25 protein-coding genes and 1 riboswitch are annotated in these 26,478 nt (G+C 72.7%); of the genes, 6 read left to right on the top strand and 19 right to left on the bottom strand.

All coding sequences use genetic code 11. The features are described 5' to 3' along the window. Window positions 1-61 precede the first annotated feature (61 nt). Genes ACIQF6_RS23890 through ACIQF6_RS23870 form a run of 5 tightly spaced genes read right to left on the bottom strand, consistent with a single transcriptional unit; the run spans window position 62 to window position 5,433 of the window. Window positions 62-835: an enoyl-CoA hydratase gene (locus ACIQF6_RS23890; RefSeq protein ID WP_400898210.1), complete on the bottom strand. Its 774-nt coding sequence runs from the start codon at window positions 833-835 to the stop codon at window positions 62-64. Next, entirely contained in the window at window positions 832-1,719 is an 888-nt protein-coding gene (gene mmsB, locus ACIQF6_RS23885; protein ID WP_400898208.1) for a 3-hydroxyisobutyrate dehydrogenase, read from the bottom strand. The genes ACIQF6_RS23890 and mmsB overlap by 4 nt, the downstream gene beginning before the upstream one ends. After that, the gene (locus ACIQF6_RS23880) at window positions 1,716-2,789 is read right to left on the bottom strand and encodes an enoyl-CoA hydratase/isomerase family protein (RefSeq protein ID WP_400898206.1); all 1,074 of its coding nucleotides are present in this window, start codon (window positions 2,787-2,789) and stop codon (window positions 1,716-1,718) included. The genes mmsB and ACIQF6_RS23880 overlap by 4 nt, the downstream gene beginning before the upstream one ends. Next, window positions 2,789-3,937, bottom strand: a complete 1,149-nt coding sequence (locus ACIQF6_RS23875; RefSeq protein ID WP_400898204.1) for an acyl-CoA dehydrogenase family protein — start codon at window positions 3,935-3,937, stop codon at window positions 2,789-2,791. Before ACIQF6_RS23875 ends, ACIQF6_RS23880 begins: the two co-directional genes overlap by 1 nt. Then, window positions 3,934-5,433, bottom strand: a complete 1,500-nt coding sequence (locus tag ACIQF6_RS23870; RefSeq protein WP_400898202.1) for a CoA-acylating methylmalonate-semialdehyde dehydrogenase — start codon at window positions 5,431-5,433, stop codon at window positions 3,934-3,936. Before ACIQF6_RS23870 ends, ACIQF6_RS23875 begins: the two co-directional genes overlap by 4 nt. A 213-nt stretch (window positions 5,434-5,646) precedes the next feature. Continuing rightward, window positions 5,647-5,838: riboswitch (cobalamin riboswitch) on the bottom strand. A 215-nt stretch (window positions 5,839-6,053) separates the two neighbouring features. On the opposite strand from ACIQF6_RS23870, the gene ACIQF6_RS23865 reads away from it, so the two are divergent. Further along, window positions 6,054-7,094: an NAD(P)-dependent alcohol dehydrogenase gene (locus ACIQF6_RS23865; RefSeq protein WP_400898200.1), complete on the top strand. Its 1,041-nt coding sequence runs from the start codon at window positions 6,054-6,056 to the stop codon at window positions 7,092-7,094. A 119-nt stretch (window positions 7,095-7,213) separates the two neighbouring features. Continuing rightward, window positions 7,214-8,032: a methyltransferase domain-containing protein gene (locus ACIQF6_RS23860; protein WP_400898198.1), complete on the top strand. Its 819-nt coding sequence runs from the start codon at window positions 7,214-7,216 to the stop codon at window positions 8,030-8,032. A 67-nt stretch (window positions 8,033-8,099) separates the two neighbouring features. On the opposite strand, the gene ACIQF6_RS23855 is transcribed toward ACIQF6_RS23860, so the two are convergent. After that, complete coding sequence (locus tag ACIQF6_RS23855; protein WP_400898196.1) at window positions 8,100-9,608, bottom strand: M1 family metallopeptidase; 1,509 nt, start codon at window positions 9,606-9,608, stop codon at window positions 8,100-8,102. 305 nt (window positions 9,609-9,913) lie between these two features. Between ACIQF6_RS23855 and ACIQF6_RS23850 the strand changes: the two genes are divergently transcribed. Continuing rightward, window positions 9,914-10,246, top strand: coding sequence for a hypothetical protein (locus ACIQF6_RS23850; protein ID WP_400898194.1), 333 nt, complete (start codon window positions 9,914-9,916; stop codon window positions 10,244-10,246). Window positions 10,247-10,383: 137 nt separating this feature from the next. Here the strand turns inward: ACIQF6_RS23850 and ACIQF6_RS23845 are convergent, their stop codons facing one another. The 11 genes from ACIQF6_RS23845 to ACIQF6_RS23795 all read right to left on the bottom strand — a co-directional run bounded on the left by ACIQF6_RS23845 (window position 10,384) and on the right by ACIQF6_RS23795 (window position 20,956). Further along, window positions 10,384-10,881 (bottom strand): hypothetical protein, encoded by a 498-nt coding sequence (locus ACIQF6_RS23845; protein ID WP_400898192.1) that lies wholly within the window; start codon window positions 10,879-10,881, stop codon window positions 10,384-10,386. Between the two features lie 103 nt (window positions 10,882-10,984). Continuing rightward, window positions 10,985-11,494 (bottom strand): hypothetical protein, encoded by a 510-nt coding sequence (locus tag ACIQF6_RS23840; protein WP_400898190.1) that lies wholly within the window; start codon window positions 11,492-11,494, stop codon window positions 10,985-10,987. Window positions 11,495-11,621: 127 nt separating this feature from the next. After that, window positions 11,622-12,932: an FAD-binding protein gene (locus tag ACIQF6_RS23835; RefSeq protein ID WP_400898188.1), complete on the bottom strand. Its 1,311-nt coding sequence runs from the start codon at window positions 12,930-12,932 to the stop codon at window positions 11,622-11,624. Then, window positions 12,929-13,231: a hypothetical protein gene (locus ACIQF6_RS23830; RefSeq protein ID WP_400898186.1), complete on the bottom strand. Its 303-nt coding sequence runs from the start codon at window positions 13,229-13,231 to the stop codon at window positions 12,929-12,931. The genes ACIQF6_RS23835 and ACIQF6_RS23830 overlap by 4 nt, the downstream gene beginning before the upstream one ends. A gap of 197 nt (window positions 13,232-13,428) precedes the next feature. Further along, window positions 13,429-13,719 (bottom strand): DUF1905 domain-containing protein, encoded by a 291-nt coding sequence (locus ACIQF6_RS23825; RefSeq protein ID WP_400898184.1) that lies wholly within the window; start codon window positions 13,717-13,719, stop codon window positions 13,429-13,431. A 46-nt stretch (window positions 13,720-13,765) separates the two neighbouring features. Beyond that, window positions 13,766-15,277: an MFS transporter gene (locus tag ACIQF6_RS23820; RefSeq protein ID WP_400898182.1), complete on the bottom strand. Its 1,512-nt coding sequence runs from the start codon at window positions 15,275-15,277 to the stop codon at window positions 13,766-13,768. 350 nt (window positions 15,278-15,627) lie between these two features. Next, entirely contained in the window at window positions 15,628-16,011 is a 384-nt protein-coding gene (locus ACIQF6_RS23815) for a VOC family protein (RefSeq protein ID WP_400898180.1), read from the bottom strand. Window positions 16,012-16,132: 121 nt separating this feature from the next. Then, a complete protein-coding gene (locus ACIQF6_RS23810; RefSeq protein WP_400898178.1) occupies window positions 16,133-17,290 on the bottom strand; it encodes an epoxide hydrolase family protein in 1,158 nt (385 codons plus the stop codon). A 107-nt stretch (window positions 17,291-17,397) separates the two neighbouring features. Then, a complete protein-coding gene (locus tag ACIQF6_RS23805) occupies window positions 17,398-18,660 on the bottom strand; it encodes a cytochrome P450 (RefSeq protein WP_400898176.1) in 1,263 nt (420 codons plus the stop codon). A 103-nt stretch (window positions 18,661-18,763) separates the two neighbouring features. Then, window positions 18,764-19,627, bottom strand: a complete 864-nt coding sequence (locus tag ACIQF6_RS23800; protein ID WP_400898174.1) for an alpha/beta fold hydrolase — start codon at window positions 19,625-19,627, stop codon at window positions 18,764-18,766. A gap of 90 nt (window positions 19,628-19,717) precedes the next feature. After that, complete coding sequence (locus ACIQF6_RS23795; protein WP_400898172.1) at window positions 19,718-20,956, bottom strand: cytochrome P450; 1,239 nt, start codon at window positions 20,954-20,956, stop codon at window positions 19,718-19,720. Window positions 20,957-21,513: 557 nt separating this feature from the next. Here ACIQF6_RS23795 and ACIQF6_RS23790 point away from each other — a divergent pair. Continuing rightward, the gene (locus tag ACIQF6_RS23790; protein ID WP_400898170.1) at window positions 21,514-22,215 is read left to right on the top strand and encodes a class I SAM-dependent methyltransferase; all 702 of its coding nucleotides are present in this window, start codon (window positions 21,514-21,516) and stop codon (window positions 22,213-22,215) included. Between the two features lie 120 nt (window positions 22,216-22,335). Here the strand turns inward: ACIQF6_RS23790 and ACIQF6_RS23785 are convergent, their stop codons facing one another. Continuing rightward, window positions 22,336-22,956 (bottom strand): PadR family transcriptional regulator, encoded by a 621-nt coding sequence (locus ACIQF6_RS23785; protein ID WP_400898168.1) that lies wholly within the window; start codon window positions 22,954-22,956, stop codon window positions 22,336-22,338. Window positions 22,957-23,060: 104 nt separating this feature from the next. Here ACIQF6_RS23785 and ACIQF6_RS23780 point away from each other — a divergent pair, with 104 nt between their 5' ends. Together ACIQF6_RS23780 and ACIQF6_RS23775 are read left to right on the top strand one after the other, a co-directional pair. Beyond that, window positions 23,061-23,510 (top strand): hypothetical protein, encoded by a 450-nt coding sequence (locus tag ACIQF6_RS23780; protein WP_400898166.1) that lies wholly within the window; start codon window positions 23,061-23,063, stop codon window positions 23,508-23,510. Window positions 23,511-23,529: 19 nt separating this feature from the next. After that, complete coding sequence (locus tag ACIQF6_RS23775) at window positions 23,530-24,723, top strand: FAD-dependent oxidoreductase (RefSeq protein WP_400898164.1); 1,194 nt, start codon at window positions 23,530-23,532, stop codon at window positions 24,721-24,723. Window positions 24,724-24,766: 43 nt separating this feature from the next. Here ACIQF6_RS23775 and ACIQF6_RS23770 read toward each other — a convergent pair whose 3' ends face one another. Further along, window positions 24,767-26,443 (bottom strand): (2,3-dihydroxybenzoyl)adenylate synthase, encoded by a 1,677-nt coding sequence (locus ACIQF6_RS23770; protein WP_400898162.1) that lies wholly within the window; start codon window positions 26,441-26,443, stop codon window positions 24,767-24,769. Window positions 26,444-26,478 lie beyond the last annotated feature (35 nt).

The raw sequence follows: 26,478 nt of genomic DNA, 5'->3' as shown, positions 1-26,478 counted from the left end.
GGCTTCCGCGCCCCCACCGGGGGAGCCTTCCGTGGTGCGGGCGCGGAGCCCTGTCCGCAGGTCAGCGATGGGTGAAGGACGGCGCCCGCTTCTCGGCGAACGCCGCCATGCCCTCCTTCTGGTCGGCGGTGGCGAAGGCCGCGTGGAAGAGCCGTCGTTCGAATCGCACGCCCTCGGCCAGGGTGGTTTCGAAGGCGCGGCCGACACTCTCCTTCAGCATGATCGCCGCCGGGGCGGACATCGCCGCGATCGTCTCGGCAGTGGTGAGGGCCTCGGTCAACAGATCATCGGCGGGGACGATCCGGGAGACCAGGCCGGCCCGCTCGGCCTCCTCGGCGTCCATCGTTCGGCCGGTGAGGCACAGTTCCATCGCCTTGGCCTTGCCGACCGCCCGGGTGAGCCGCTGCGACCCGCCGATGCCGGGAATGACGCCAAGCGTGATCTCCGGCTGGCCGAACTTCGCGCTGTCCGCCGCCAGCAGGACGTCGCACAGCATCGCCAACTCGCACCCGCCGCCCAGCGCGTACCCCGCGACCGCGGCGACGACCGGTTTCCGCAGCGCCCCGAACCGGTCCCAGGCAGCGAACCAGTCGTCGAGGTAGGCATCGACAAAGGTGAGCGACCGCATCTCCTTGATGTCGGCTCCGGCCGCGAAGGCCCGCTCCGATCCGGTGACGACCAGACAGCCGATCTCCGGGTCGCGGTCGAAGGCCGTCGCCGCAGCGACGACTTCGGTCATCAGCAGGGTGTTGAGGGCGTTCAGGGCCTTCGGTCGGTCGAGCGTGATCAACCCCACCCGGCCCCTGCGCTCGCTCCGGATCGTCTCGTACCTCACGCGGGGTCCTTTCGAAGTGTGCGAATGATGGCGGAGAAGTCCAGCCCGGCGGCCTCGCCCCGGGCGAAGTCGGCGAACAACTCGGCGGCCCGGCGGCCCAGTTCGGCCGGGACGGCGGAGGCGGTGGCGGCGTCGGCGGCGAGCCCGAGGTCCTTGGCCATCAGCGCGGCGGCGAAGCCTGCGGCGTAGTCCCGATTGGCGGGGCTGGCGGGAACAGGGCCGGGCACCGGGCAGTTGCTGGTGAGCGCCCAGCACTGCCCGGACGCCGCGGACGCGACGTCGAACAGGGCCTGGTGACCGAGGCCGAGGCTCTCCCCGAGGACGAACGCCTCGCCGACCGCGATCATGGAGACGCCGAGGATCATGTTGTTGCAGATCTTGGCGGCCTGCCCGGCGCCGGAGCCCCCGCAGTGGACGATCCGGCGGCCCATCGCCGCCAGCACCGGCTGCACGGCGGCGAAGTCGGCGTCCTCCGCGCCCACCATGAAGGTCAGGCCCGCCGCCTCGGCGCCGGCCACGCCGCCGGAGACCGGCGCGTCGACGGCGCGGTGCCCGGCGGCCCGGGCCAGCTCGGCGGCGGACCGGGCATCCCCGACCGCGATGGTGGAGCAGTCGACGAACAGCGCGCCGGGGGCTGCGGCGGAGGTCAACTCCCGGTAGGCGTCCAGGACATGCTGCCCGGCCGGCAGCATGGTGACCACCAGGTCGGCCCCGGCGACCGCCTCGGCCGCCGAGCCGGCGGTCGCCACCCCGCGCTCCGCGGCCCGGGTACGGGCCGTTCCGGCGAGGTCGTAGCCGGTCACCCGGTGCCCGGCCGCAGCCAGGTTGGCGGCCATCGGGCCGCCCATGTTGCCCAGTCCGACGAAGGCGATCTCGTGGGTCACCGGCGCTCCAGGGGGGTACGGGCGGCGAGGCCGAGTTCACGCTCGCCGAGCGGAGTGAAGTAGCGGGCCACCGCGCTCGGGGTGACGGCCTCCAGGGTGGCCGGATTCCACTGCGGGGAGCGGTCCTTGTCGATGACCTGGGCCCGGATGCCCTCGGCCAGGTCCGGTGCGGTCAGAGCCGCGCAGGAGGTGCGGTACTCCTGGTCGAGGACCGCCTCCAGCGGGCCGAGGGCGCGGGCCCGGCGCAGGGCCGCCAGGGTTGCCTTCACGGCGGTCGGCGAGTTGGCCGCGATGCGGTCGGCGGCCTGCCGGGCGGCGGGTTCGCCGCAGGCCCGCAGCCGGCGGAGGATCTCCTCCGCGGTGCCCGCGGCGTAGCAGTGGTCGATCCACTCCCGCTGCCGTTCCAGGTCGGCGGGCGGCGCGGGCGCGACGTGCCGGGCGAGGGCGTCGCGCACGGGCAGCCCGGCGAGGTCGTCGAGCAGTGCGGGCAGCCGTTCGGTGGGCACGAAGTGGTCGGCCAGGCCGCACAGTCGGGCGTCTCCGGCCCCGGCCGAGCCCGCGGTGAGGGCCAGGTGGGTGCCGAGTTCGCCGGGGGCGTGGGCCAGCAGGTAGGTGCCGCCCACGTCCGGGACGAAGCCGATCCCCGTCTCCGGCATGGCGATGCGGGTGGTCTCGGTGACGATCCGGGCGCTGCCGTGGGCGGATACGCCGACGCCGCCGCCCATCACGATGCCGCTCATGACGGCGACGTAGGGCTTGGAGTAGCGGGCGATCCGGGCGTTCAGCCGGTACTCGTCGCGCCAGAAGTCCTCGACCGCGCCGGGGTCGCCGCCGGTCGCGGCCCGGTGGATCGCGACGATGTCGCCGCCCGCGCAGAAGGCCCGGCCGCCGGCGCCGGAGACCACGACGGTGGCGATCCGGTCGTCCTGCTCCCACGCGTCCAGGGCGTCGGCGATCCTGCGCACCATGGCGTGGGTGAGGGCGTTGAGGGCCTTGGGGCGGTTGAGGACGATCAGCCCGGCCCGGCCTTCGCGCTGCAGGAGCACCTCCTCGGTGCCGGTGCCGGTCATCAGGCGGCTCCGGTCAGGCCGCGGGCGACGATGACGCGCATGATCTCGTTGGTCCCTTCCAGGATCTGGTGCACCCTCAGGTCGCGGACGATCTTCTCGATGCCGTAGTCGGCGAGGTAGCCGTAGCCGCCGTGCAGTTGGAGGGCCTGGTTGGCGATCTCGAACCCGCTGTCGGTGGCGAGCCGCTTGGCCATGGCGCACAGTTCGGGGGCGCGCGGGTCGGCCCGGTCCACGGCGGCGGCGGCCCGGTGCAGCAGAGCGCGGGCGGCCTCCAGTTCGGTGGCCATGTCGGCGAGGCGGAACTGGAGCGCCTGGGCGTGCAGCAGGCGGGCCCCGAACGCCTCGCGGTCGCCGAGGTGGGCGAGGGCCCGTTCGAGTGCGGTCCGCGCGCCGCCGAGGGAGCAGGCGGCGATGCCGAGTCGGCCGCCGTCGAGCCCGGCCATGGCGATCCGGAACCCGCCGCCCTCGGCGCCCAGCAGGCGGTCGGCGGGCAGCCGGACGCCGTCCAGCCGGACCTGCCGGGTGGGCTGGGCATTCCAGCCCATCTTCCGCTCGTCGGCGCCGAAGGACAGGCCCGCGTCGTCCCGGTCCACCAGGAACGCCGAGACGCCCCTGGGGCCGGGCCCGCCGGTCCGTGCCATCACCAGGTAGACCTGGGCGGCGCCCGCGCCCGAGATGAACTGTTTGACGCCGTCGAGCACCCAGTGGCCGCCGTCGCGGACGGCCCTGGTGGTGATCGCCGCGGCGTCGGAGCCGGCGCCCGGTTCGGTCAGGCAGTAGCTGGCGAGGTGCTCGGCGGTGCAGAGCCGGGGCAGCCAGCGGGAGCGCTGGTCCTCGTCCCCGTGCCGGTCGACCGTCCAGGCCACCATGTTGTGGATGGACAGGTAGGCGGCGATCGACGGGCAGCCGGTGGCCAGCGCCTCGAAGGCCACCACGCCGTCCAGCCGCGCGAGTCCGGAGCCACCGACGTCCTCGCGCACGTAGACGCCGCCGAGGCCGAGGCCGGCGGCCTTGCGCAGGACGTCGACCGGGAAGTGCTTGTCGCGGTCCCAGTCCACGGCGTGCGGGGCGAGGTGCTCGTCCGCGAAGGCGCCCACCGTGTCGGCGATCGCCCGCTGCTCCTCGGTGAGGTCGTACACGGCGCTCATCCCATCGTCGGGAGGGTGAAGCTCGCGCCCTCCTTGACCCCGGAGGGCCAGCGCGAGGTGACGGTCCGGGTACGGGTGTAGAAGCGGATCGCGTCCGGGCCGTGCTGGTTGAGGTCGCCGAACGCGGAGCGCTTCCAGCCGCCGAAGGTGTGGTAGGCGACCGGGACCGGGATGGGGACGTTCACCCCGACCATGCCGGTGTTCACCCGGCGGGCGAAGTCGCGGGCGGTGTCGCCGTCCCGGGTGAAGATCGCCACGCCATTGCCGAACTCGTGCTCGCTCGGCAGGCGCAGCGCCTCCTCGTAGTCGGCGGCCCGGACCACGAGCAGGACGGGGCCGAAGATCTCCTCGCGGTGGATCCGCATGTCCGAGGTGACCCGGTCGAAGAGGGAGGCCCCGAGGAAGAACCCGTCCTCGTGCCCGTCCAGACTGAAGTCCCTTCCGTCGACCACGAGTTCGGCGCCCTCGGCGACTCCGCCGGCCAGGTGCCCGCGGACCCGCTCCACCGCGTCGCGGCCGACCAGCGGGCCGAAGTCCGCCGCCGGGTCGTCCGACCGGCCGACCTTCAGCGCGGCGATCCGCTCGACCAGCTTGGCCACCAGGGCGTCCGCGGTCTCCTCCCCCACCGGGACGGCGACCGAGATCGCCATGCAGCGCTCCCCGGCCGAGCCGTAGCCGGCCCCGATCAGCGCGTCCGCGGCCTGGTCGAGGTCGGCGTCCGGCATCACGACCAGGTGGTTCTTCGCCCCGCCGAAGCACTGCGCCCGCTTGCCGTGGGCGGCGGCGGTGGCATAGACGTACTGGGCGATCGGGGTGGAGCCGACAAAGCCGACCGCCTGCACCCGCGGGTCCTCCAGCAGCGTGTCGACGGCCTCCTTGTCGCCGTTGACCACGTTCAGCACGCCCGGCGGCAGGCCCGCCTCCAGGAACAGCTCCGCCAGGCGCAGCGGCACCGAGGGGTCGCGCTCGGACGGCTTGAGGACGAAGGCGTTGCCGCAGGCCAGGGCGGGCGCGGCCTTCCACAGCGGGATCATCGCGGGGAAGTTGAACGGGGTGATGCCGGCGACCACGCCGAGCGGCTGGCGCATCGAGTACACGTCGATGCCGGTGCCGGCGTTGTCGGTGAACTCGCCCTTCAGCAGGTGCGGGATGCCGGCGGCGAACTCGACGACCTCCAGGCCGCGTTGGAGATCGCCGTGGGCGTCGGCGACGGTCTTGCCGTGCTCGCCGGACAGCAACCGGGCGAGGTCGTCCTTCTCCTGCTCGACGAGCTGCAGGAAGCGCAGCATGACCCGGGCCCGCCGCTGCGGGTTCCAGGCGGCCCACTCGGGCTGCGCCTGGGCCGCGTCGGCGATCACGGCCTCGACCTCGGCCCGGCTCGCCAGCGGCACCCGCGCCTGCACGCGGCCGGTGTTCGGGTCGTAGACGTCGCCGAAGCGGCCGGAGGCGCCGGCGACCCGCTTGCCGGCGATGTAGTGGGTCAGTTCTCGGACCATTGGTTCCTTCTCTCATCCGGGGTGGTGCGGAGAGGAGGAGTGGAGACCGCCGGCGCCGGGTGGGCGCACGGCGGCGGGGTCGCCGCACGGACGCGGCGGCCTGACACGCCGTCAGTGCGCTGTGGCCCCAACGGACTTCGACGGGGGACGGCTCGGGGTGGTGGCGGTACGGGAGCAGCCCGGGGTCATGGCGTGTCGTCTCCATCCTCGTGGAAAACACGGAACACCCGCGGCCGGTATCCTGACTCCCGGATCGACGCCCGCCTCCCGGCCTTCCCGGCTGGCTGCCAGTGGCCTTCATCTGCGAAGACGGACTCCCCGGTCACAGTGGCGGGACCGTGCCGGACTCACACCGGCTTCCCTGACACCGCGGACCTGTCGTCGACCATATAGTTGGACGTCCTAGTAAGTCCAGGGCATCCGTGCGCGGGCCGGATCCGACCGCCCGGGAGCCGCCCTCCACCGCGCCACGTTGCGGACGGCCCGCAGCCGCGGTGTCGTACAGGTGTACCGGATGTCTTCTCCGGGGAGCCGCCGTGTCCGCCCGCAGGGACCGCCCGGATCGTCCCCGAGCGTCGCAGGCCCACCGAAGCGATCCGAATCGAAGGGAACGAACCCCCATGATCACCGTCACCGCCTACGCCGCACCCGCTGCCAAGGCCCCGCTGGAGCGCACGCTCGTCGAGCGCCGCCCGGTCGGCGAGCACGACGTGCTGATCGACATCGCCTTCGTCGGCATCTGCCACACCGACATCCACCAGGTCCGCGAGGGCTGGGGCGCGGCCTCCTTCCCGATGGTCCCGGGGCACGAGATCACCGGGGTCGTCGCCGAAGTCGGCCCCGGGGTGAGCGGGTTCGCGGTCGGCGACCGGGTCGGCGTCGGCTGCATGGTCGACTCCTGCCGGGTGTGCGAGAACTGCCGGGCCGGGCTGGAGCAGTACTGCGCCGACGGCCCGGTGTGGACGTACAACGCCGTCGGCCGGGACGGCCGGATCACCTACGGCGGCTTGGCACAGAAGATCGTCGTCGACCGGAACTACGTCGTGCGCATCCCGGACGCCCTCCCGCTCGACGCCGCCGCCCCCCTGCTGTGCGCGGGCATCACCACCTACTCGCCGCTGCGGCACTGGAACATCGGCCCGGGCAAGAAGGTCGCCGTCGTCGGACTCGGCGGACTCGGCCACCTCGCCGTGAAGCTCGCACACGCACTCGGCGCCGAGGTGACCGTGCTGTCGCAGTCGCTGCGCAAGAAGGACGACGGCCTGCGGCTGGGCGCCGACCACTACCGCGCCACCGCCGACCCGGCCACCTTCGAGCAGCTCGCAGGAAGCTTCGACCTGATCCTCAACACCGTCTCCGCCCCGCTCGACCACCCCGCCTTCTTCTCCCTGCTGCGCACCGACGGAACCCTGGTCAACCTGGGCCTCCCCGAGGAGGCGCTGCCCGTCGACCTCCGCGCCCTGGTCGGCGATCGGCGCAGCCTGAGCAGTTCGAGCATCGGCGGCATCGCCGAGACCCAGGAGATGCTGGACTTCTGCGCCGAGCACGGCGTGGTCGCCGAGATCGAGACGATCCCCGCCGAACAGGTCAACGACGCGTACGCGCGGGTGCTGGCGGGCGATGTGCGCTACCGCTTCGTCATCGACGCCGAGACGCTCTGACCCACCGTCAGATCGCGCCACGCTGCCACCCCGCCGCACCCCGAAGCCCGACGCCCCGTCACCCCGCCGCACGGTGCCGCCTCGGCGGGAGCGGCCGCAGCGCTGCCTACAGTGGAGCCATGACCGATCGGCATCCCACGTCGGCCTTCCACGCCGCCAACACCGACCCGGCGGTCACCGGCCGGCTGATCGCCGCGCTGGACGCCCAGGCCGCCAACACCGGCGTGCGCCGGCTGCGCGCGTGGGCCCGCGCGGGTCTCGCCGCGGCGTCCGGCGAGCGGGCGCTGGACGTCGGGTCCGGCACCGGCTCGGAGACCCAGGTGCTCGCCGAGGACGTCGGCCCGGACGGCTCCGCGACCGGCGTGGATCCCCATCCCGGCCTGCGGGCCGACGCGGAGCGGCGGGCCGCGGAGGCCGGTAGCCGGGCCCGCTTCGTGGACGGTGACGCGCTCGCCCTGCCCTTTCCCGACGCGGGCCTGGACGTCGTCCGGTGCGAACGCGTCCTCCAGCACCTGTCCGAACCGGCGCGGGCCGTCGCCGAGATCGCCCGGGTGCTGCGGCCGGGCGGCCGGGTCGCGCTGCTCGACACCGACTGGACCACCTTCCTGCTGCACCCCGTGGACCCTGCGGTCCTGCCCGCGCTGGCCACCGTCGCCCGGGGCACCGCCGCCACCCCGGACGCCGGACGCCGCCTCACCCAGTGGCTCGCCGACGCGGGCCTGAGCGTCGACCGGACCGGCGCCGACGTCCTCCTGCAAGACCCCCGCGCCGTCAGCCGGCCGATCGTGCACGGCCTGGCCGGCACGGCCCTGACCCGGGGCCTGATCTCCGAGGAGCAGCGCGACCGGCTGTACGCCGACCTCACGGCCGCCGCCGACCGGGGCGCGTTCCACCTCTCGGTGACGATGTTCGCGGCCGTCGCCCACCGCCCGGGCTGAGCGCCCGCACAGGCCGGGCGGCCCCCGCCGTACGCGCGGGGGCCGCCCGGCCGTCACTGACGGAACGTCACTTCCAGTCCGTGTGCAGGGAGTCGGACTCCTGGATCTTCTTCCAGGACTTCGGCTCCACCGGCGTCCGCCCGTCGCCCCGGGCGGCGGCCGCGGCGCCGTTCGGCACCGGTCCGACGGCGGGCTTGGCGGGGGTGAACAGCCAGGTGTTCAGCAGGTCGCCGAGCTTGCGGCCGGAGATCTTCTCCGCGTACGCCTGGAAGTCCTGGACGGTGGCGTTGCCGTAGCGGCGCTCGGTGGGCCAGCCCTTCAGGATGCGGAAGAACGTCTGGTCCCCGACGGTGTTGCGCAGCGCCTGGAGGGCGACCGCGCCGCGCTGGTAGACCGCGGCGGAGAACTGGTTCTCGTCTCCCGGGTCGCCCGGCTTGACCGTCCAGAACGGGTCGTCGGCCGGGTAGCGGGCGTAGATGTAGTCGGCCAGCTCCTGCGCGGTGCCCTCGTTCTCGTGCTCGGACCAGAGGAACTGCGCGTACTGGGCGAAGCCTTCGTTCAACCAGATGTCGCTCCAGCGGGAGAGCGAGACGCTGTCGCCGTACCACTGGTGGGCCAGCTCGTGCACGACGATCGACGTGTTGGCTCCCCAGGCGAACCGTTCGGGTCCGTAGAAGACCCGGGTCTGGGTCTCCAGGGCGCCGCTGGTCGGGACGTTGGGCACGAAGCCGCCGACCGAGCTGAACGGGTACGGGCCGAAGTAGCCGCTCAGCCAGTCGACCACCTCGCCGGTGCGCTCCACGCTCGCCCGGGCCGCGCCCGCGTTGTCCCCGAGGTCCTTGCTGTAGGCGTTGTAGATCGGCAGTCCGCCGGCCGTGGTGTCCCGGGTGATGTCGAACTTTCCGATGGCCAGGGTCGCCAGGTAGGTGGCCTGCGGCTTGTTCTCGCGCCAGTTGTAACGCGTCCAGCCCGCCTGCGAGTTGGTGCCGCTCAGCACCCCGTTGCTGATCACCTGGGTGCCGTCCGGCACCAGGACCGAGACGTCGAAGGTCGCCTTGTTGCTCGGGTGGTCGTTGCTCGGGAACCACCAGCCGGCCGCGACGGGCTCGCCGGCCACCACCGCGCCGTCCGGGGTGCGGCGCCAGGCGGTGTAGCCGCCGTACTTCTCCACGGTCGACGGCACGTCCCGGTAGCGCACCACCACGGTGACGTCGGTCCCCTTCGGCAGCGGCCGGGCCGGGGTGATCTCCAGTTCCTGGTCCCCGCTGGTGGCGAAGGTCGCGGGCCGCCCGTTGACCTGGACCTCGGTGACGTTCAGCGCGAAGTCGAGGTTGAACCGGGAGAGGTTCTCGGTGGTCGTGGCCAGGACGGTCGTGGTGCCCTCCAGCTCGTCGGTGGCGGGCTGGTACTTCAACCGGATGTCGTAGTGCGAGACGCGGTACCCGCCGTTGCCGAGGGTGGCGTAGTACGGGTCCCCCAGGCCGTCCGCACCCGGATGGAAGCCGGAGGCCGAGGCGGGGACGGTCAGGAACAGGATCAGGGCACTGGCAGCGGAAGCGATCAACCTCTTGCGCACGTGGTCCTCCAGGGATCACCGGAACGATGGGGTCGGCTCGATCCTTGTCCCGGCGAACCCCCGCCCACTCCCCGATCGCGAGAACTTCACAAGGAAACACGTCGGCGCAACGGTGCAAAGGAGCCACCATGCGTAGGTATTCGACGCACCGTCAACTATGGTCACCATACGGAGAATTGACGTCCCGCAGCCCCTCCCTTGACCTGGCTCCGGCCGGCCGACCGGCCTGTCGCGCACAACCCCGTGGCGCCGCGGGCGGCGGGCCGCGGCCGGATCACCGGCGGCCGGGCCTACGATGCGAACCTGTGAGCACGAAGAAGACCTTCGACTTTCCCGACGACCTCGCCGCGGCCCAGCGCACCCTGGCTGCCGCCCGCGCCGCGCGGTCCGCGTTTCTCGCCTCCGTCCCCGAGTGGACGGAACCCCAGCCGGAGATGGTCCTGAAGGACGAGGCGGTACCGGGCGGGGAGGGCTGGAGCGAGGAGCAGAAGGCCGAGAACCGCCGCCTGCTGGCGGCCGAGCAGCGGGCCGCCCAGGCCGTGTGGGCGCACCCGTTCTGGGAGGCCCTGCCCGGCGAGGACCAGGAGCGCGCCCGCGCCCAGCTCCAGCACCTCGACGACCGGCACGACGCAGGCTGACCGACACGGAGCAGGCTGACCGGCGCGGAGCGGGCCGACCGCCTCGGTCCGGGTGCGAGCGCAACCGATCGACGGGCGGGCGCATCCGGTCGAGGGGCGGGCGCGGATCCGAAGGCCGGCGGGGACGACGGACGCGGTCAGCGGGTGTCGCTGCTGCGGGCCGAGCCGGCCGGCCAGACCACCCGGACCGGAACGCCGGCCCGGCGGGCGGCGTCCACGGTGTCGGCCGTTCCGCCGCCCTTGCCGGTCGGCAGCGAGCTGTCCCAGACCGCCACCAGCAGCTCGGCGCGTTCGACGAGTTCGGCGTTGGCCGCGTCGTAGGCGGGAGTGCCGGCGGTGTCGAAGGGCATGACGACGGTCCGGTCGGCCGCGGTGAGCAGTCGGTCGAAGTCGGCGGCGTGGTCCGGCCGGACTTCGGCGGCCCGGTAGTCGCGGGACGGGATGACGGCCACCAGTGTGCCGCCGCACGCCAGGACGGCGTCCGCGAAGACGGTGTCGGCGCCGGGTGCGAGGCAGGAGATCCCGACCGGTGGACCGTCCGGGAGGTCGCGGAGCAGCTCGGCGAGGGCGTCACGCACCAGGTGCACGGTCCGCTCGGTCAGGTCCATGTGCCCGGTCACCGCCACTGCCGTCATCGCCCGATCCTCCCGCCGCACCGCACCCCCCGCGGACTCGCGGACCCGGCTGATCGTATCCGCGGGGATCGCCGTCCGCATCCGCAGAACGGCTGACGGATCGTCAGAACGCCAGCGCGGCGAAGCCGAGGAGGTAGGCGGCGCCGAAGATCAACGGCACCCACTGCTCGACGTACGTCAGCGGGATGTACTGCCGCCAGTCGCGGCCCTCGCCGAGGGCGCCCCATTCGGCCTTCGAGTACGCGTAGGCGGGCAGGCGTTCCTCGAGTACGCCGATCACCTCGTACTTGGCCCGGTTGAGCTGCCGGTACGAGCGGACGGTGACGAACCAGGTCAGGCACTGGGTCAGCACGATCACCAGCCCGGAGGCCAGCACCCACACGGAGACCTTGTCCAGCCCGTCGGGGGCGGTCCCGCCGAGGACGGCCACCACGGCGGTGTTGAGCGACAGGAAGAAGGTGTTGGTCAGGTTGCGGCGGGCGCTGACCCGGTCGGCCATCTCCACGCAGATCTGGTACTGGGCGAGGATCGCCTCCCGGTACTTCTCGTTGCCCGCGGCGTAGTCCGCGGCGCCGACGTTCTCGTTCCAGAGTGCATCCTGGGCGGCGGTCATGGGCACCATGATGGCGCGGCCGGCGCCGGCCGCGGGGCCTTTCCCGGAACCTCCGCCGGACGTCCACCTCTTCGGCTTGATCGTTCAATCCCCTTACGGGGACAGCTACTTGATGCCGTACCGGGCGCTACCCGGCGGCTCGGTGCAGCGAGCGGTGGTACGCCGTCGGATACGTGTAGTCCGCTCCCCCGAGCCGGCGGACGGTGGCGCGCAGGACGTCGTTGGCCCGGACCATGCGGTCGACCGCCTCCGGGTCCTTCGGCGGGGCGGTGCGCTGGAGGCCGAAGAGCCAGGTCACCGGGTCGGCGGTGGCCGGCATGGCGGGGGCGCGCAGCAGGCGGGTGGGGGCGGGGTAGAGGAGGACGCTGCCGCCGAGGCCGAGGTCGTCGGCGGTGATGTCGGCCAGGGTGTCGGCGATGATCGCCTCGGCGTGGCGGCCGGGGAGCAGGACGTTGCAGCGCGGGTGGGGGTGGTCCTGCCAGGAGCCCAGGTCGCGCAGGTGGGCCTCGAACGGGGCGACCCGGTAGAGGAATTCGCGGTAGGTCAGGTCCTGGGCCTGGACCTCGACGTGGCCGAGGCCGGCCAGCAGGGCGGTGTCGTCGGGGGCGCCGGGCGGGTCGTAGGCGGCGAGCGCGTCGATGGTGTAGGTCCAGCCGTCGGCGTCGGTGTGGCGGGCCTGGCCGATCGCGTGGTCGAAGCGGCGGTCGGCCATCAGCCGCAGCTGGTCGGCGAGGAAGGGGCCGAGTTCGCGGTGGGTGAGCAGGTAGCGGCGGCCGGAGTGCGGGGCGGGGACGAGGGTCAGGGTGGCGCGGGTGATGATGCCGTGCTCGCCCTGGGTGCCGCGCACCGCGTCGAAGAGCCCGCTCCGGAGGTCTGCCGAGCAGGTGGTCAACTCGCCCTCGGGAGTGACGACTTCTAGTTCCATGACCTGGTCGGCGGCGGCTCCGTGGCGGTGGCTGGCGCCGCCCAGGCCGCCGGCCGACAGCAGGCCGCCGACGGTCAGCTCCAGGTAGTCCGGCAGCACCGGCGGCACCAGGCCGATCCGCAGGGCGGCGTTCACCACGGTGGACCAGCGGGCGCCGGCGTCGACCGTCAGCCGGTCGGCGCCGAGCGCGTGCACGGCGGTCAGCGCGGTCAGGTCGACGACGATGCCGCCCCGGGTCTGCGCCTGCCCGTCCGCGGCGTGCCCGGCGCCGCGGGGCACCACGGGCAGCCCGGTCTGCCGTCCGAACCGGACGATCGCCGCCACGTCGGCGGACTCCCCCGGCCGCAGCACGGCGCCCGGCCGGCGGTGCACCCGGTTGCCGAAGTCACGGGCGGCGGCGGCGAGTTCGGCCTCGCCGAAAGACAGCCGCCCGCGCAGGGGCGGCAGTTCGACGACGCCCGGGCCCGGTCGCTCGGACCAGGCCCGGGCGGCCGTGTCGAATCCGACGATCACTTGTCGAACCCGTACGCGCCGAGCAGCGTCCCGCCGGTGACGTCCGGCTTCCCCGCGGCGCGCTCGCCGAAGGTCTTCTGGAACTCCTGGAACGCCGCGGTCTCGGCCAGTGCGTTGACGCCCTCGTCGACCATGCCGACGTGGACGAACGTCACCCCGTCGTCCAGCCGGAAGGAGGCGTACCGCACGCCCTCGGGGTTGTTCGCGGAGAGTTCGGCGAATACGTTCTCGACCAGCTTCTGGTTCTCGTCGGCGGTCTCCGGGCGCATTTCATAGCGGATGACGAATGCCTTGCCCACGGTAACTCCCATTGTCGCTGAGTGGTACTGAGTAATGGCGTGTCATGCATGCGGTGCTGCACGGAGATTTCCGGTCCCATCCTGGCGTCCCGCCGAACGGGCCGGAATATCCCGGCTTGCTGGGCAGTGAAGGCGGCCCCGCCGGGCCGCCTTCACTGCGGTCGACCGTCGCGACGGTCAGCCTTCGCGACGGGCGGTCAGGAGTGGCGCGCCTGGAGGTGGACGGTGACCTCGACGCCCGCCTCCTTGCCGATCTGCTTCCGCAGGGCGGCCCGGATGGGCAGCCAGTGCGGCCCCTGCCCGGAGGGCATCAGGGTGGCGGCGAAGGGGACGCCGTCGATGGTGCCGGAGACCTTGACCGCGCGGCGGGTGCCGAGCAGGTCGGCCGCGGCGGGCAGGGTCAGGTAGGTCGGGTAGGTGCCGCCGACCTCGATCGGTGCGGTGAAGGTGGCGTCGAGCGCCTGTGCGGGCTTCTCGGTGGCAGCCATGCGGTTTCTCCCTCCAGAGGGTGTTCGACGGTGCGGGACGGCCCGGTCAGGCGGTCTTGTCCGCGACCATCTCCGCCATCGGGTTGCGCGGGGTCGGGTCGACCTTTTCGAACAGGGCGAGCACCAGCAGGCCGCCGATCAGCATCAGCACGGAGCCGATCCGGAAGGCCAGCGTGTAGCCGGAGGTGAACGCGACGTCCGGCGCGGTGCCGTCCAGCAGGGCGCTCTTGGCGTGCCGGAAGGCCAGCGTGACGAGCGTGGCCAGGCCGAGCGCGGAGCCGACCTGCTGCATGGTCGCCTGCACGCCGGAGGCGAGGCCGGAGTCCTGCGTGGTGACGCCGTGCAGCGCGGCGTTGGTGGCCGCGGGCATGGTCGCGCCGGCGAACAGGCCGAACACCAGCATGCCGGGCAGGATCCCGCCGGCGTACGAGGAGTGCACGTCCAGGTTGCTGGTCAGGAACAGGCCGACGCCCGCGCCGATGAAGCCGACGCCGACCACCGCCTTGATGCCGACCTTCTGCGAGAGCGCGGTGCCCGCGCCGATGCCGACGCCGATGCCGACGCTCATCGGCAGCCAGGCCAGACCGCCCTGGAGCGGCGAGTACTTCAGCACCTCCTGTTCGAACAGGGTGAGCATGAAGGTGTACGAGATGAACGAGGACATGTAGAACAGCGAGGTCAGGTTGATCACCGACCGGGTGCGGTTGGCGAAGAACTGCAGCGGGATCAGCGGGTCCCGCACCCGCCGTTCGATGACCAGCATGGCCAGCAGCAGGACGACGCCCAGGACCAGCGGCACGACCACGCGGGCCGATCCCCACGGGTGGTCGGCGGCCTGCAGCAGACCGAAGACCACGCCGAACAGGCCGAGCGTGGAGGTGACCGCGCCGCCCGCGTCGAGCCCGGTGGAGGCGTCGCGCACCATCCGGCTCTCCTCGATCATCCGCGGCAGCAGCAGCAGGACGACCAGGGCGACCGGCAGGTTGATGTAGAAGATCCAGCGCCAGCCGCCGAGGTCGGTCAGCACGCCGGAGAGCACGTAGCCGAGGGTGCCGGCCAGCGCGGCCAGGCCGCCCCAGATGCCGAGCGCCTTGGCGCGCTCCTTGGGGTCGGTGAACAGCAGCGCCAGCAGGCCGAGCGAGGCCGGGGCGGCGATCGCCTCGGCGAGTCCCTGGCCGAACCGGCCGGCGATCATCATGCCCTGGTTGGTGGACGCGCCGCAGACCGCGGAGGCGAGGGTGAAGATCGCCACGCCGGTGAGCAGCAGCTTGCGGCGCCCGTAGAAGTCGGCGAGCCGGCCGCCGAGCAGCAGCAGGCCGCCCGCCATCAGCAGGTAGCCGTTGACCACCCAGGCCAGACCGGACTGCGAGAAGCCCAGCGACTGCTGGATCTTCGGCAGCGCCACGTTCACGATGGTCATGTCCAGCAGGATCATGAACTGGAGCCCGGCGAGCAGGCCGAGAGCCTTCCACCGGCGGGGATCTCCGGTGGTCTCCGCGGCGTTCGCCGCCGTGACCTCGGCCCCTTCCGCGGCCGAGCTGGAGTCTACCGTGGACACTTTTGTCTCCCTTGGGTGTCGATGTGACGAGCCGTCAGCCCCGCATGGTCAGGCGGTGTATACGCTGTCCACATTAGGCATGTTCACACCGTATACGCGGGTGCGGAACGGCGCAACGACACAGCTCAGCCGCCAGTTCCCGGGAAGCGCAGCCGAGTTGGGCGCAGCACGGTCCGGCAATGCCCGGGCCGGCCGCTCGAATCGGCAACCCGGAAGACGTCGGAAAGCGCCGCCGACCGATCGGATCCCGTCGAATTGCACGCCGGGGGCGAACCGGGCCGCGGCCGTCCGCCGGGGAACGCCGAAAGGCCCGGCACCCCCCGTGGGGTACCGGGCCTTCCGTCGTCGGGTCAGGCGCTCTTCAGACCGATGACGTTGCCGTCGAGGTCGCGGAACGCGGCGATCGTGCCGAGCGGGGTCGCGTTGGGCTCCATGAGGCGAGTGGCGCCGAGCTTCTCGGCCTGCGCCAGCGCCGCCTCCACGTCGTCCACCGGGAAGTAGACGCACATGCCGGTGTACGGGGCGCCGGGGCCGGACTGGCCGATCCCGCCGGTGGGCGGGGCGTTGGTGCCGCTCACCAGGGAGTACGTCTCGTCCAGAACGTTGATCTGCCAGCCGAACAGGTCCTGGTAGAACTTCCGAGCCTGCGCCGCGTCGGGGGTCGACAGGTCGAACCACACGGGGACAGGGGCATTTCCGGTCGACGTGGCGTCGACGCTGTTTCCATCAGCCATGGCACCATTCTACGTGCCAATGTTCACACTGTATACCGGAACCCCGATCCCGGCGTGGCGCGCCAACGGGCCGGGTACCTCCCCGAGTTGGGGATTCCCCGGCCCGCCGGTCAACCGGCCGTCAGAGCTTCTTCAACGTCCGCAGGTAGGCCCGCAGGTCGTCCACGAAGAGGTCCGGCTCCTCCATCGCCGAGAAGTGGCCGCCGCGCTCCAGCTCGCTCCAGTGCACGATCTGCTTGAAGTCGCGCTCGGCCAGGCTGCGGACGGGGAGGAACAGCGCCCCGGGGTAGACCGCGACGCCCATCGGCACCTCGATCGTCGGGGACCGGCCGATCAGCGAGGTGATCGGCAGGAACGGCTTCAGCTCGCGGTGCGCCTGGGCCGCGGAGCCGCCGGTGGCGGTGAACCAGTACAACGAGATGTGGGTGAGCATCAAGTCCCGGTCGACGGCGTCCTCGGGGACCTTCTCCACCTGCGCCCAGTGCCTGAACATCTCCAGCAGGTAGGCGAGTTGGGCGACCGGCGAGTCGTTCACCATGTACCCGATGGTGTGCGGGCGGGTGGCCTGCATCTTCATCGGGCCGGCCAGCTCGTCCAGGAAGCGCTCGGACCGGGCGAGGCGGGCCTTGTCGTCCTCGGTCAGCGACTCCAGCTCGCCCGGCTCGCCGCTGAGGTTGGTCTGCAGCAGGTTGACGTGGATGCCGGCCAGGTGGCCGGGGTCGATCACGCCGAGCAGCAGCGAGGTGAAGGCTCCGATGTCGCCGCCCTGGGCGATGTAGCGGTCGTAGCCGAGGCCGGCCATCAGCTTGGACCAGGCCGTCGCGATCCGCCCCAGGTCCCACCCGGTGGTCTTCAGCGGGCCGGACAGGCCGAAGCCCGGCAGCGAGGGGATGACCAGGTGGAAGGCGTCGGCCGGGTCGCCGCCGTGCGCCCGCGGGTCGGTGAGCGGCCCGATGATGTCCAGGAACTCCACCGGGGTGCCCGGCCAGCCGTGCGTGATCACCATCGGCGTGGCGTCCGGCTCGGGCGAACGGACGTGCAGGAAGTGGATGGTGGCGCCGTCGATCTCGGTGGTGAACTGCGGGTACTGGTTGATCCGGGCCTCGGCGGCCCGCCAGTCGAAGGTGTCCCGCCAGTACTCGGCCAGTTCCTTGATGTAGGACAGCGGGGCGCCGCGGGACCAGCCGACGTCGACCAGCTCGGGCCAACGGGTCTGGCTCAAGCGGCGCTTGAGGTCGTCGATGTCGGCTTGCGGAACCTGTACCTGGAACGGCCGCATGGCGGATGCTCCTTCCTGAGGGGCGGATGAACGGCCTGTCACGCCGGGACGGCCGCGGCAGGGGTCGGGGGGACGGGCGGGGCGCGGCACCGGCGGGCGCCGACGCGTCACCAGGTCACCGGGAGGCTCCGCAGCGCGTACACCACGGTGTCGTCGGAGAACTCCAACTCCTCCTCCGGGACGGCCAGTCGAAGGCCGGGGAAGCGTCTCAGCAGGGCCGGGAAGGCCTCCCGCAGTTCGAGCCGGGCCAGCGGCGCGCCGATGCAGAAGTGCACGCCGTGGCCGAAGGCCAGGTGGCTGGTGGGCGGGCGGGTGACGTCGAACCGGTCGCCGTCGGGGAGCAGCTGCGGGTCGCGGTTGGCGGTGGCGAGCGCGGGGAGGACGAGTTCGCCGGCCCGGATCTCGTGGTCGCCGATCACGGTGTCCCGGGTGGCGATCCGGACGAAGCCGCCGTGCATCACGCCGATGTAGCGCAGCAGTTCCTCGACGGCGCCGGGGACGGCCTCCGGGTCGTCGCGGACCAGCGCGAGCTGCTCGGGGTGGCGCAGCAGGGCGAGGGTGCCGAGCGAGAGCATCTGGGTGGTGGTCTCGTGGCCGGCGATCAGCAGGGCGTTGGCGAGGCCGACCAGTTCGTCGTCGGTGAGTTCGTTGCCGCCGGTGCCGGGGCCGTACTCGCGCAGCAGCATGCCGATCACGTCGTCGCTGAGGTGGGCTCGGTGGTGGGTGATCAGGTCGTGGTCGACCCAGCCGGCCTCGCCGAGGCGGCGCAGTTCGTTGAGCGGGCTGGACGGCCCGTCGGGGGCGGCGTCGGTGTTCCAGAAGCGTTGGCGTTCGGCCTCGGGGACGCCGAGCAGTTCGCAGATCACCATCACCGGGACGATCTTGGAGAACATCGCCACCAGGTCGACGGGCGGCCCGGCCTGCTCGATGGCGTCGAGTGCGGCGTCGATGATCTCGACCACCCGGGGGCGGATCCGCTCGACCCGGCGGGTGGTGAACCAGGCGGTGACCATCTTGCGCAGCCGGGTGTGCTCGGGCGGGTCCAGCATGATCAGGTTGCCGACCTTGCGGCGGCGGTTGACCTCGTCGAGGTCGAAGCCGCGCTCCAGCAGGACCGGCGGGAGCGGAACGGCGCCGACGTGGAAGCCGTCGGTGTCGGACAGCTGGGCCCGCACCTCGTCGTAGCGGGTGATCAGGGTGGCTTCCTGGCCGAACGCGTCGACGACGGGGCCGAGTTCGCCGCTGTCGCGGAGCTTGCCGACCTCCGCGTCGAGGTCGAGTCCGCGCCGGGTGGCGGGCAGCGCCATCGGGCAGCGGCCGGTCGGCGGCGGTGCGTCGTCGGAGTGCCGGAGCTGTGTCGTGCCGTCCATGGTGTGCGTCCCACCCCTCGCTCGTGCCGTGCGGGTGGCGGTGCCGGGAATGCGCGGGTGCCGGGCCGCGTACGGGCGGCCCGGCGCCTGCTCCCGGCTCCGCTCAGGCTGCGAAGAACTCCGCGTACACCGGCGCCCCGGTCTTCTGGTTGAACAGGTGTCCCTCGCCCTCCATCACGATCAGCTGCGCGCCGGCGATGCCCTCGGAGAGCACCGTGCAGGCGTTGCGGATCGCGGCGGTGGACTCGGTGCCGGTGAGGATCAGGGTGGGGACGTCGACCTGCGGCAGCACCTCGTGCGGGACGGCGTTGTGGTCGAGGCTGAGCAGCGCGTCGTAGTAGGCGGACGCCGCCATCGACTCGAAGGCGGCCCAGGCGGGGTGCTGCTTGAAGTGGTCGAGGGTCTCCTCGGTGATGAAGCCGACGATGTCCCGGGCGAAGATGGTCACCGCCTCCTCGCGGCGGTCCTCCGCGATGTACTGCTGGAGCAGGGTGAGCTGCTCGGCGGTGGGCTTCGGGGAGTCGTAGGGCGGCTCGTACAGGCCGAGCTTGCTCATCGGCACGCCCTGGGCGGCGGCCCGGACGGCGATCATGCCGCCGGTGCAGTTGGCGAACACCGCGGTGGGCTCGCCGGTGGCGGCGATGACGGCGGCGAGGTCGTCGATCTCCTTCTGGATGGTGTACTCGGCCGGGTCGCCGTACTCGCTGTCGCCGCGGCCGCGCCGGTCGTAGTTGTAGACCGTGAACCGGCTGGACAGCAGGGTGGCGAACGGGGTGAACATGGCGCGGTCGTTCAGGCCGCCGCCGATCACCACGACGGCCGGGCCGCTGCCGGACACCTCGTAGGCGATGCGGGTGCCGTCGGCGGAGACCAGGGTCTCCAGCTTCAGGTCGCGCGGGCCCATGTAGTCGTCGTCGAGGGGCAGGCCCTCCGGTGCGGCGCCGTCCGGCGTTTCGTCAACTGCCATGGTCGGTCTCCTTTCCTGGGTGGCTTCGAGGCGTGGCTGCGCGGGCCCGGGTGCCCCCGACCGGGAGGCGCCCGGACCCGCCGGCAGGTCCTAGACGGCGCTCGGGACGGCGGCCCGCAGGCGGACCGGGATCTGTGCGTGGCCGTTGACCACGAAGCTGCCCTGGCCGACCAGTTCGTCGCGGGTGCCGACGAGCTGCATCTCCGGGAAGCGGCGGAACAGCTCCGGGATGCCGATCATCCAGGCGTGCTTGGCCAGGCGGGCGCCCAGGCAGTAGTGCACGCCGAAGCCGAAGGACAGGTTGGTCTTGTCCTCGCGCAGCGGGTCGAAGTCGTCGGCGGTGTCGCCGTGCATCGCCGGGTCGCGGCCGATGCCGGCGAAGTCCACCAGGATCGGGTCGCCCTTGGCGATGCTCACGCCGCCGATCTCGAAGTCCTCGGTGGCGTAGCGGAACGGCAGGTGGGCGACCGGGGACTCGACCCGCAGGGTCTCCTCCCAGATGTTCTCCCAGCGGACCTGGCCGGTCGTCACCTTCTCGCGCAGCTCGGGGTTGGCGAGCAGTTCGACCGAGGAGTGCGCGAGGGCGTTGACCAGGGTCTCGGAGCCGGCGCCGAGCAGCAGGTGCAGGGTGCCGAGCAGTTCGGAGTGGCTGAGCTTGGAGTCGTTGTCGCGGGCCGCGATCAGCGCGCTGGTCAGGTCGTCGCCCGGGTTGGCGCGCTTGAAGTCGACCAGGTTGGAGATCGCCTCCTGCCACTGGTACAGGTTGGCCTCGGCGTCCTCGGCGGAGATCCGGGTGTCGATGTTCTTGTGCCCGCCGGCGAGCACCTCGTCGCGGGTCTCCTCGGGCACGCCGAACAGGTCGCACATCAGCCGGGTGGGCAGCTCCGCGTGGAACCAGCCCTTCAGGTCGATGATCTCGCCGTCGTAGGCCGCCATGGCGTCCAGCAGGTCGTTGACGGTCTTCTCGATGTGCGGCTTCATGGCTTCCACCCGGCGCTCGGTGAACGCCTTGAGCAGCAGTCGGCGGAGCCGGCCGTGGTCCTCGCCGTCCTGGGTGGCCATGGTGTCCATGGCCACCCAGGTGATCAGCGGCCAGCCGTTGGAGATCTCGCCGTTGATGTAGGCGGGCCAGTTCTTGCGCGGGTTCTTGGAGAACCGCTCGTCGCCCATGATCTGCTTGCCGAGCGCGTAGTCGTGCACGGACCAGGCCTTCACGCCGTCGGCGAGCTCGACCAGCGCGATCGGGCCCTGCTCGCGCAGCGCCTTGGTCTCCCCGTGGGTGTCGGCGCCTTCGGGGTCGAGACGGTAGGGGCACACTTCGTTGGACATGGGACGCGACCTCCACCAGGGGTCATCGAGATGATGGGGTGTCAGCGGACCGGCCGCCGCTGCTCACGCTAGGCCGCTGCCCCGGGGCGGAACATCTTCAAGGTTGCGGATCGCGCGGCCGGTGGGGAATCCGGGCCGGGAGGGGTGCGAGGGGCGCTCGGCGGTTCGCCCGTGCGAGTGACTTCCGACCGGCCGGACCGCGCCGCGCCGGAGACCCGGGCCGGCCCGAACGCGCCGCGTTCCGCCGACTGTTGACGGCTCCTTCCCGGGGCCGTCACCGGCCTGCCGCCCGCCGCTCCCGGCCCGGCGGCGCCGCCGACCCGCCCCGGCTCCCCTTTGCCGGGATCCTCCCGTTCCGTTCCGGCCGGCCCCCTGCCCCGGCCCGGCACGGTTCGTACATCGTGCGCTTTTAGGCCACACTGCTGAATCGTCCGGCAAAGCATGCGCAAAACCGCCGACGGCCACCGCTCCGGCCCCGGCCCGCCACGCCCCGGAGCACCAGGGCTCCCTGCCCGACCGATGCACCGTCAGTTCCACCGAGCAGAGAGGCAGAAGCGATGCAAGCCACTGAGATCCGCCGGATGACCGAGATCGAGGACCGGCACTGGTGGTTCCAGCAGAAGCGCCAGCTGCTGGCCCGTGAGCTTCGCCGGATCGGCACGCCCGGCCGCGCACTGGACATCGGCGCCGCCGGCGGCGGCAACAGCCGGGTGCTGCTGGAGCACGGCTGGAAGACCGTGATCGGCGACCTGTCCGAGACCGCCGTGGGCATCGCCGTCGAGCGCGGCCTGGACGCGCACGTCGCCGACGCCCGCGATCTGCCGTGGGAGGACGGGTCGTTCGACCTGGTCACCGCGTTCGAGATCCTGGAGCACATCGAGGAGGACGACGTCGCCTCGGCGCAGATCTTCCGCGTGCTGCGCCCCGGCGGCAACGCCCTGATCACCGTGCCCCAGGACATGCGGCTGTGGTCGGCGCACGACGAGAAGTGCGACCACGTGCGCCGCTACGACCGGGACGGGCTCACCAAGGTGCTGGAGGGCGCCGGCCTGGTCATCGACAAGATGTGGAGCTGGAACGTCCTGCTGCGTCCGGTGGTGGCGATGCACCGCAAGAAGTCCACCGAGAGCGACATCGAAGAGCCGCCGCCGGCGCTGATCAACGCCGCCCTCAACGGGATCGTGGCGGCCGAGCGCTTCCTGCCGGTGAAGTCGATGAACGGCGTGTCGCTGATCGTCCGGGCGCACCGCCCCGCGTGACGCGCCCGCCGAAGGCCCGCCCCCGCACAGCGCGGGGGCGGGCCTTCGGCGTTCCCGGGCCCGCCCGCGCCGCCCGGTGTGCCGGTGCGGCCGGCTCCGGCCCGGCCGCCTCCGGCCCGGCTACTGCGGCGTCCGGTCCTCGTCGGCCCGGGCGAACGCGATCAGTTCCTCGGCGCTCCAGGTGAGTCGGCCCGAGCGGAGGTCGGCGAGGACGGACTCCAGCCAGTCGCCCTCGGCGGCGGCGAGGGCGCGGGCGTACTCGTTCTCCAGCATCGCGACCCTGGGGACGCCGAACGCCGCCGTCTCGGCGAGCGAGCGCTCCTGGGCGGCCTGGCCGGCGCGCACCGCGGCGAGGCGGGCGGTGAGGGCCTGCTCGATCTCGTCCGGGGCGAGCAGCATCAGGTTGGCGAGGGCGACCGGGAACTCGGGGAATTCGAGCCTGGGTTCGCGCAGCATGTCCAGCAGCCAGGTGCGGGTGGCCGCCCGGCCGGCGTCGGTGATCTCGTAGACGGTGCGTTCCGGGTACTGCTGGTCGCGCCCGGTCTCGCGGACGGCGATCAGCCCGGCCCCGAGCAGCCGGTCGATCGCGCGGTAGAGGCTGGTGCGCTGGCCGACGTTGACCACCTGGTCCTTGCCCCACTCCTTGAGCAGCCGCTGCATCCCGTACGGGTGCAGCGGCTTGAAGTGCAGCAGCGACAGCACGGTGAGCTGGACCGGCGTGCTCTTGGGGGCGGTACTCATGATCCGGATACTACTCCCGACGGAACTAGTTGCAGCAGCACTAGTTGCAGTGCAACTATGAAGGGGCCGACAGGGAGTCGGCCCCGACGAAGGGGAGCTTTGCCATGAGCACCGCCACCGAGCGCGTCCACGTCGACCACGCCACCGCCAAACGCCTGGGCCGCTGGACCACCGCCGGCCGCTTCGAGGTCAAGGCCCGCAGCGGATCGGTCGTCCTGGACCTGCGCTCCCCCGCGCTGCCCGCCGACCTGGAGATCCGCATCGACCTGCGGCGCGCCCTGGTCAAGCTGCTGGTGCCCGAGGGCGCCGTGATCGACCAGTGGGACGTCGCCTGGCCCGCCCGCGGCCGGGTGAAGGACGCCCAGGGGCCCGCCGGCGGGCTCGCCGGGCCGCGGATCCGGCTGGTCGGCACCGCCGACAGCAGCGAGGTGCGCGTCCACCGCGGCGGCATCGCGGTCCTGTCCGCGATGTGCTCCCGCGCGTACCTGGAGGACGTCCGCCGGGCCCACCGCACCGGCGCCGCACCCACCGTCGACGACCCGGCCCGGGTCTGACCCGAAGGAGCATCAGGACATGACGACGAAGATCACCACCGCCCTGGTCGTCGGCGGCGGCGTGGCCGGCCCGGTCACCGCGATGGCCCTTCGGCAGGCGGGCATCGAGGCCACCGTGTACGAGGCCCACCAGGGCACCGCCGAGGGCGTCGGCGCCGCGCTCGGCCTGGCGCCCAACGGGCTCGCCGCGCTGGACGCGATCGGCCTCGGCGACCGGGTCCGGCAACTCGGCGACCCGATGCGGGCGATCGTGCTGCAGAGCTGGAACGGCCGGCGGCTCGCCGAGATCGGCAGCCCCGGCGCCCTGGAGCCCACCCGGCTGGTCATGCGCAGCGACCTCTACCGGGCGCTCTACGACGAGGCCCGCCGCCGGGGCATCCGGATCGAGCACGGCAAGCGGCTGACCGGGGTCGAGGAGGGCGCGGACGCCGTCACCGCGCAGTTCGCCGACGGCACCACCGCCACCGGCGAACTGCTGGTCGGCGCCGACGGGATCCGCTCCACCGTGCGCACGCTGATCGACCCGGCCGCCCCGCAGCCGCGCTACGCCGGGCTGCTGGGCTTCGGCGCCGTCAGCGCCGAGGCCGGCCTGGTCCCGGACACCGGCGGGAAGATGTTCATGACCTTCGGCAAACGGGCCTTCTTCGGGCTCCAGGTGATCGGCGGCAACGCCGTCTGGTTCGTCAACCTGCCGCACCCGGAGCCGCTGACAGCGGCCGGGGCGGCCTCCCGCGGAGCCGAGCAGTGGCTGAAGGTGCTGGCCGAGGCCTGCGCCGACGACCGCACCCCGGCGCTCGACCTGATCCGCCGCACCGATCCCGGCCGGCTGCTGATGACCGGTCCGATGGAGACCATGCCCCGGGTGCCGCACTGGAGCCGCGGCCGGCTGGTGCTGACCGGGGACGCGGCCCACGCGCCGTCCTCCAGCTCCGGCCAGGGCGCCTCCCTGGCCATCGAGAGCTCGGTGGAACTTGCCCGCTGCCTGCGGGACCTGCCCCTCCCCCGGGCCCTCGACCGGTACGAGGAGCTGCGCCGCCCGCGGGTCGAGCAGATCATCCGGCAGACCGAGCGCACCAACAGCAACAAGGCGGCCGGCCCGGTCGGGCGGGTGCTGCGCGACGCGCTGATGCCGGTCGCCATGAAGCTGATGAACCAGGAGAAGCTCTCCCGGCCGCTCCGCCACCGGATCGACTGGGCCGAGCCGGCCGCCTGACGGGCCGCCGGCAGCGGTTCGCCGGGCCCAGGGCCTGTCTGCCCTAGCCTTCCGCCGCCAGCCGGCGGGCGATCTCGGCCCGCAGGGCCCGCTTGTCGACCTTGCCGACCGGGGTGGTGGGCAGCGCGGTCACCAGCTCGACCCGCTCGGGGAGTTTGAAGCGGGCCACCCCGGCCTCCGTCAGGACGGCCCGCACGTCGGCGAGTTCGACCGTCCGACCGGGCTTGGGGACGACGAACAGGCAGACCGCTTCGCCGAGTTCGGGGTCCGGCATGGCGACCGAGGCGGCCTGGTGGACGGCGTCCAGCTGGTGGGCGAAGTCCTCGATCTCCTCGGCGTTGATCTTCTCTCCGCCGCGGTTGATCACGTCCTTCTCCCGGTCGGCGACAATCAGGTTGCCGTCGGGGGTGCGGCGCACCACGTCACCGGTGGAGTACCAGCCGTCGCCGACGAAGGCCCGGGCGTTCAGCTCGGGCGAGTCGTAGTAGCCGCGCAGCGTGTAGGGGCCGCGGGTGAGCAGCAGCCCGGGTTCGCCGGGGGGCACCGGCGCGCCGTTCTCGTCGACGATCAGCAGTTCGTCGTCGGGGCTGATCGGGCGGCCCTGGGTGTGGTGCAGCACCTCCTCGGGGTCGTCGAGGCGGGTCAGGCACAGCAGGCCCTCGCCCATGCCGAACACCTGCTGCAGGGTGCAGCCCAGCTCGGGGGTGATCCGCCGGGCCACCGCGGGGGCCAGCCGGGCCGCGCCGACCTGGAGCAGCCGCAGCGAGGAGAGGTCCGCCTCCGGGTGTTCCTCGCGGTACTGGAGCCAGCGGTGGACGATCGCCGGGACGGCGGAGGTCGCGGTGACCCGCTCGCGGGCGATCGCGGCGAAGGCGACCTCCGGGGCGGGCGTGGCGGCGATCACCACCCGGCCGCCGCTCAGCAGGGCGCCGAGCACGCCGGGGCCGGTGTTGGGGAAGCCGTGGCCGAGCGGAAGCGTCGTCAGGTAGACGGTGTCCGGCCCGTAGGCGCAGATCTCGGCGGCCCGCCGGATCATGTACGCCAGGTCGTTGTTGGTCCGCGGGATGACCTTCGGCAGGCCGGTGGTGCCGCCGGACAGCAGGAACATCGCCACGTCGTCGCCGCCCGGCGCGTCGGCGTCGAGTTCGGCGGCGGCCCCGGCCGGGTCCTCGGCGGGGGCCAGCAGCGCGTGCAGGTCCTCGATGCCGGGCCGGAGTTCGCCGCCCGCCGCGAAGACGTGCGCGACGCCGGGCACCGCGGCGGCGATCCGGCGCGCCATCTCCTGGTGGTCGAAGTCCTTGGCGGCGCCGGGCACCACCAGCATCCGGGCCTCGGTGTGCGCGGTCACCCCGGTCATCTCGTGCCGGCGGTGCTGCGGCAGCGTCCACACCGGCAGTGCGCCGAGCCGCAGGCAGGCGACGCTGAGCACCACGTGCTCCCAGCTGTTGGGCAGTTGCACGACCACCCGGTCGTCGGCCCGCAGCCCGAGCGCGGCCATCCGCTGCGCCGCGCCGTCGGCCCGGGCGAGCAGCTCGCGGAAGGTCATCCGCAGCTCGCCGTCGACCAGGCAGACGGCGTCGGGGGTCTTGCGCGCGGCGTCGGCGATCAGCGATCCCAGCGACCGGCCGGCCCAGTAGCCCTTGGCGGTGTAGCGCGCGGCGAATTCGGCGGGCCAGGCCGCGGTCCCCGAACGGCTCGACCGGACAGCGGTTTCGGACATCACGGCTCCTCAACTCGTCGGACGGCTTCGACACC

The sequence above is a fragment of the Kitasatospora sp. NPDC092948 genome (assembly GCF_044754805.1).
Classification (GTDB): Bacteria; Actinomycetota; Actinomycetes; order Streptomycetales; family Streptomycetaceae; genus Kitasatospora.
The sequence above is the reverse complement of the archived record's forward strand: the minus strand, read 5'-3'. Positions and strand labels throughout refer to the sequence as shown.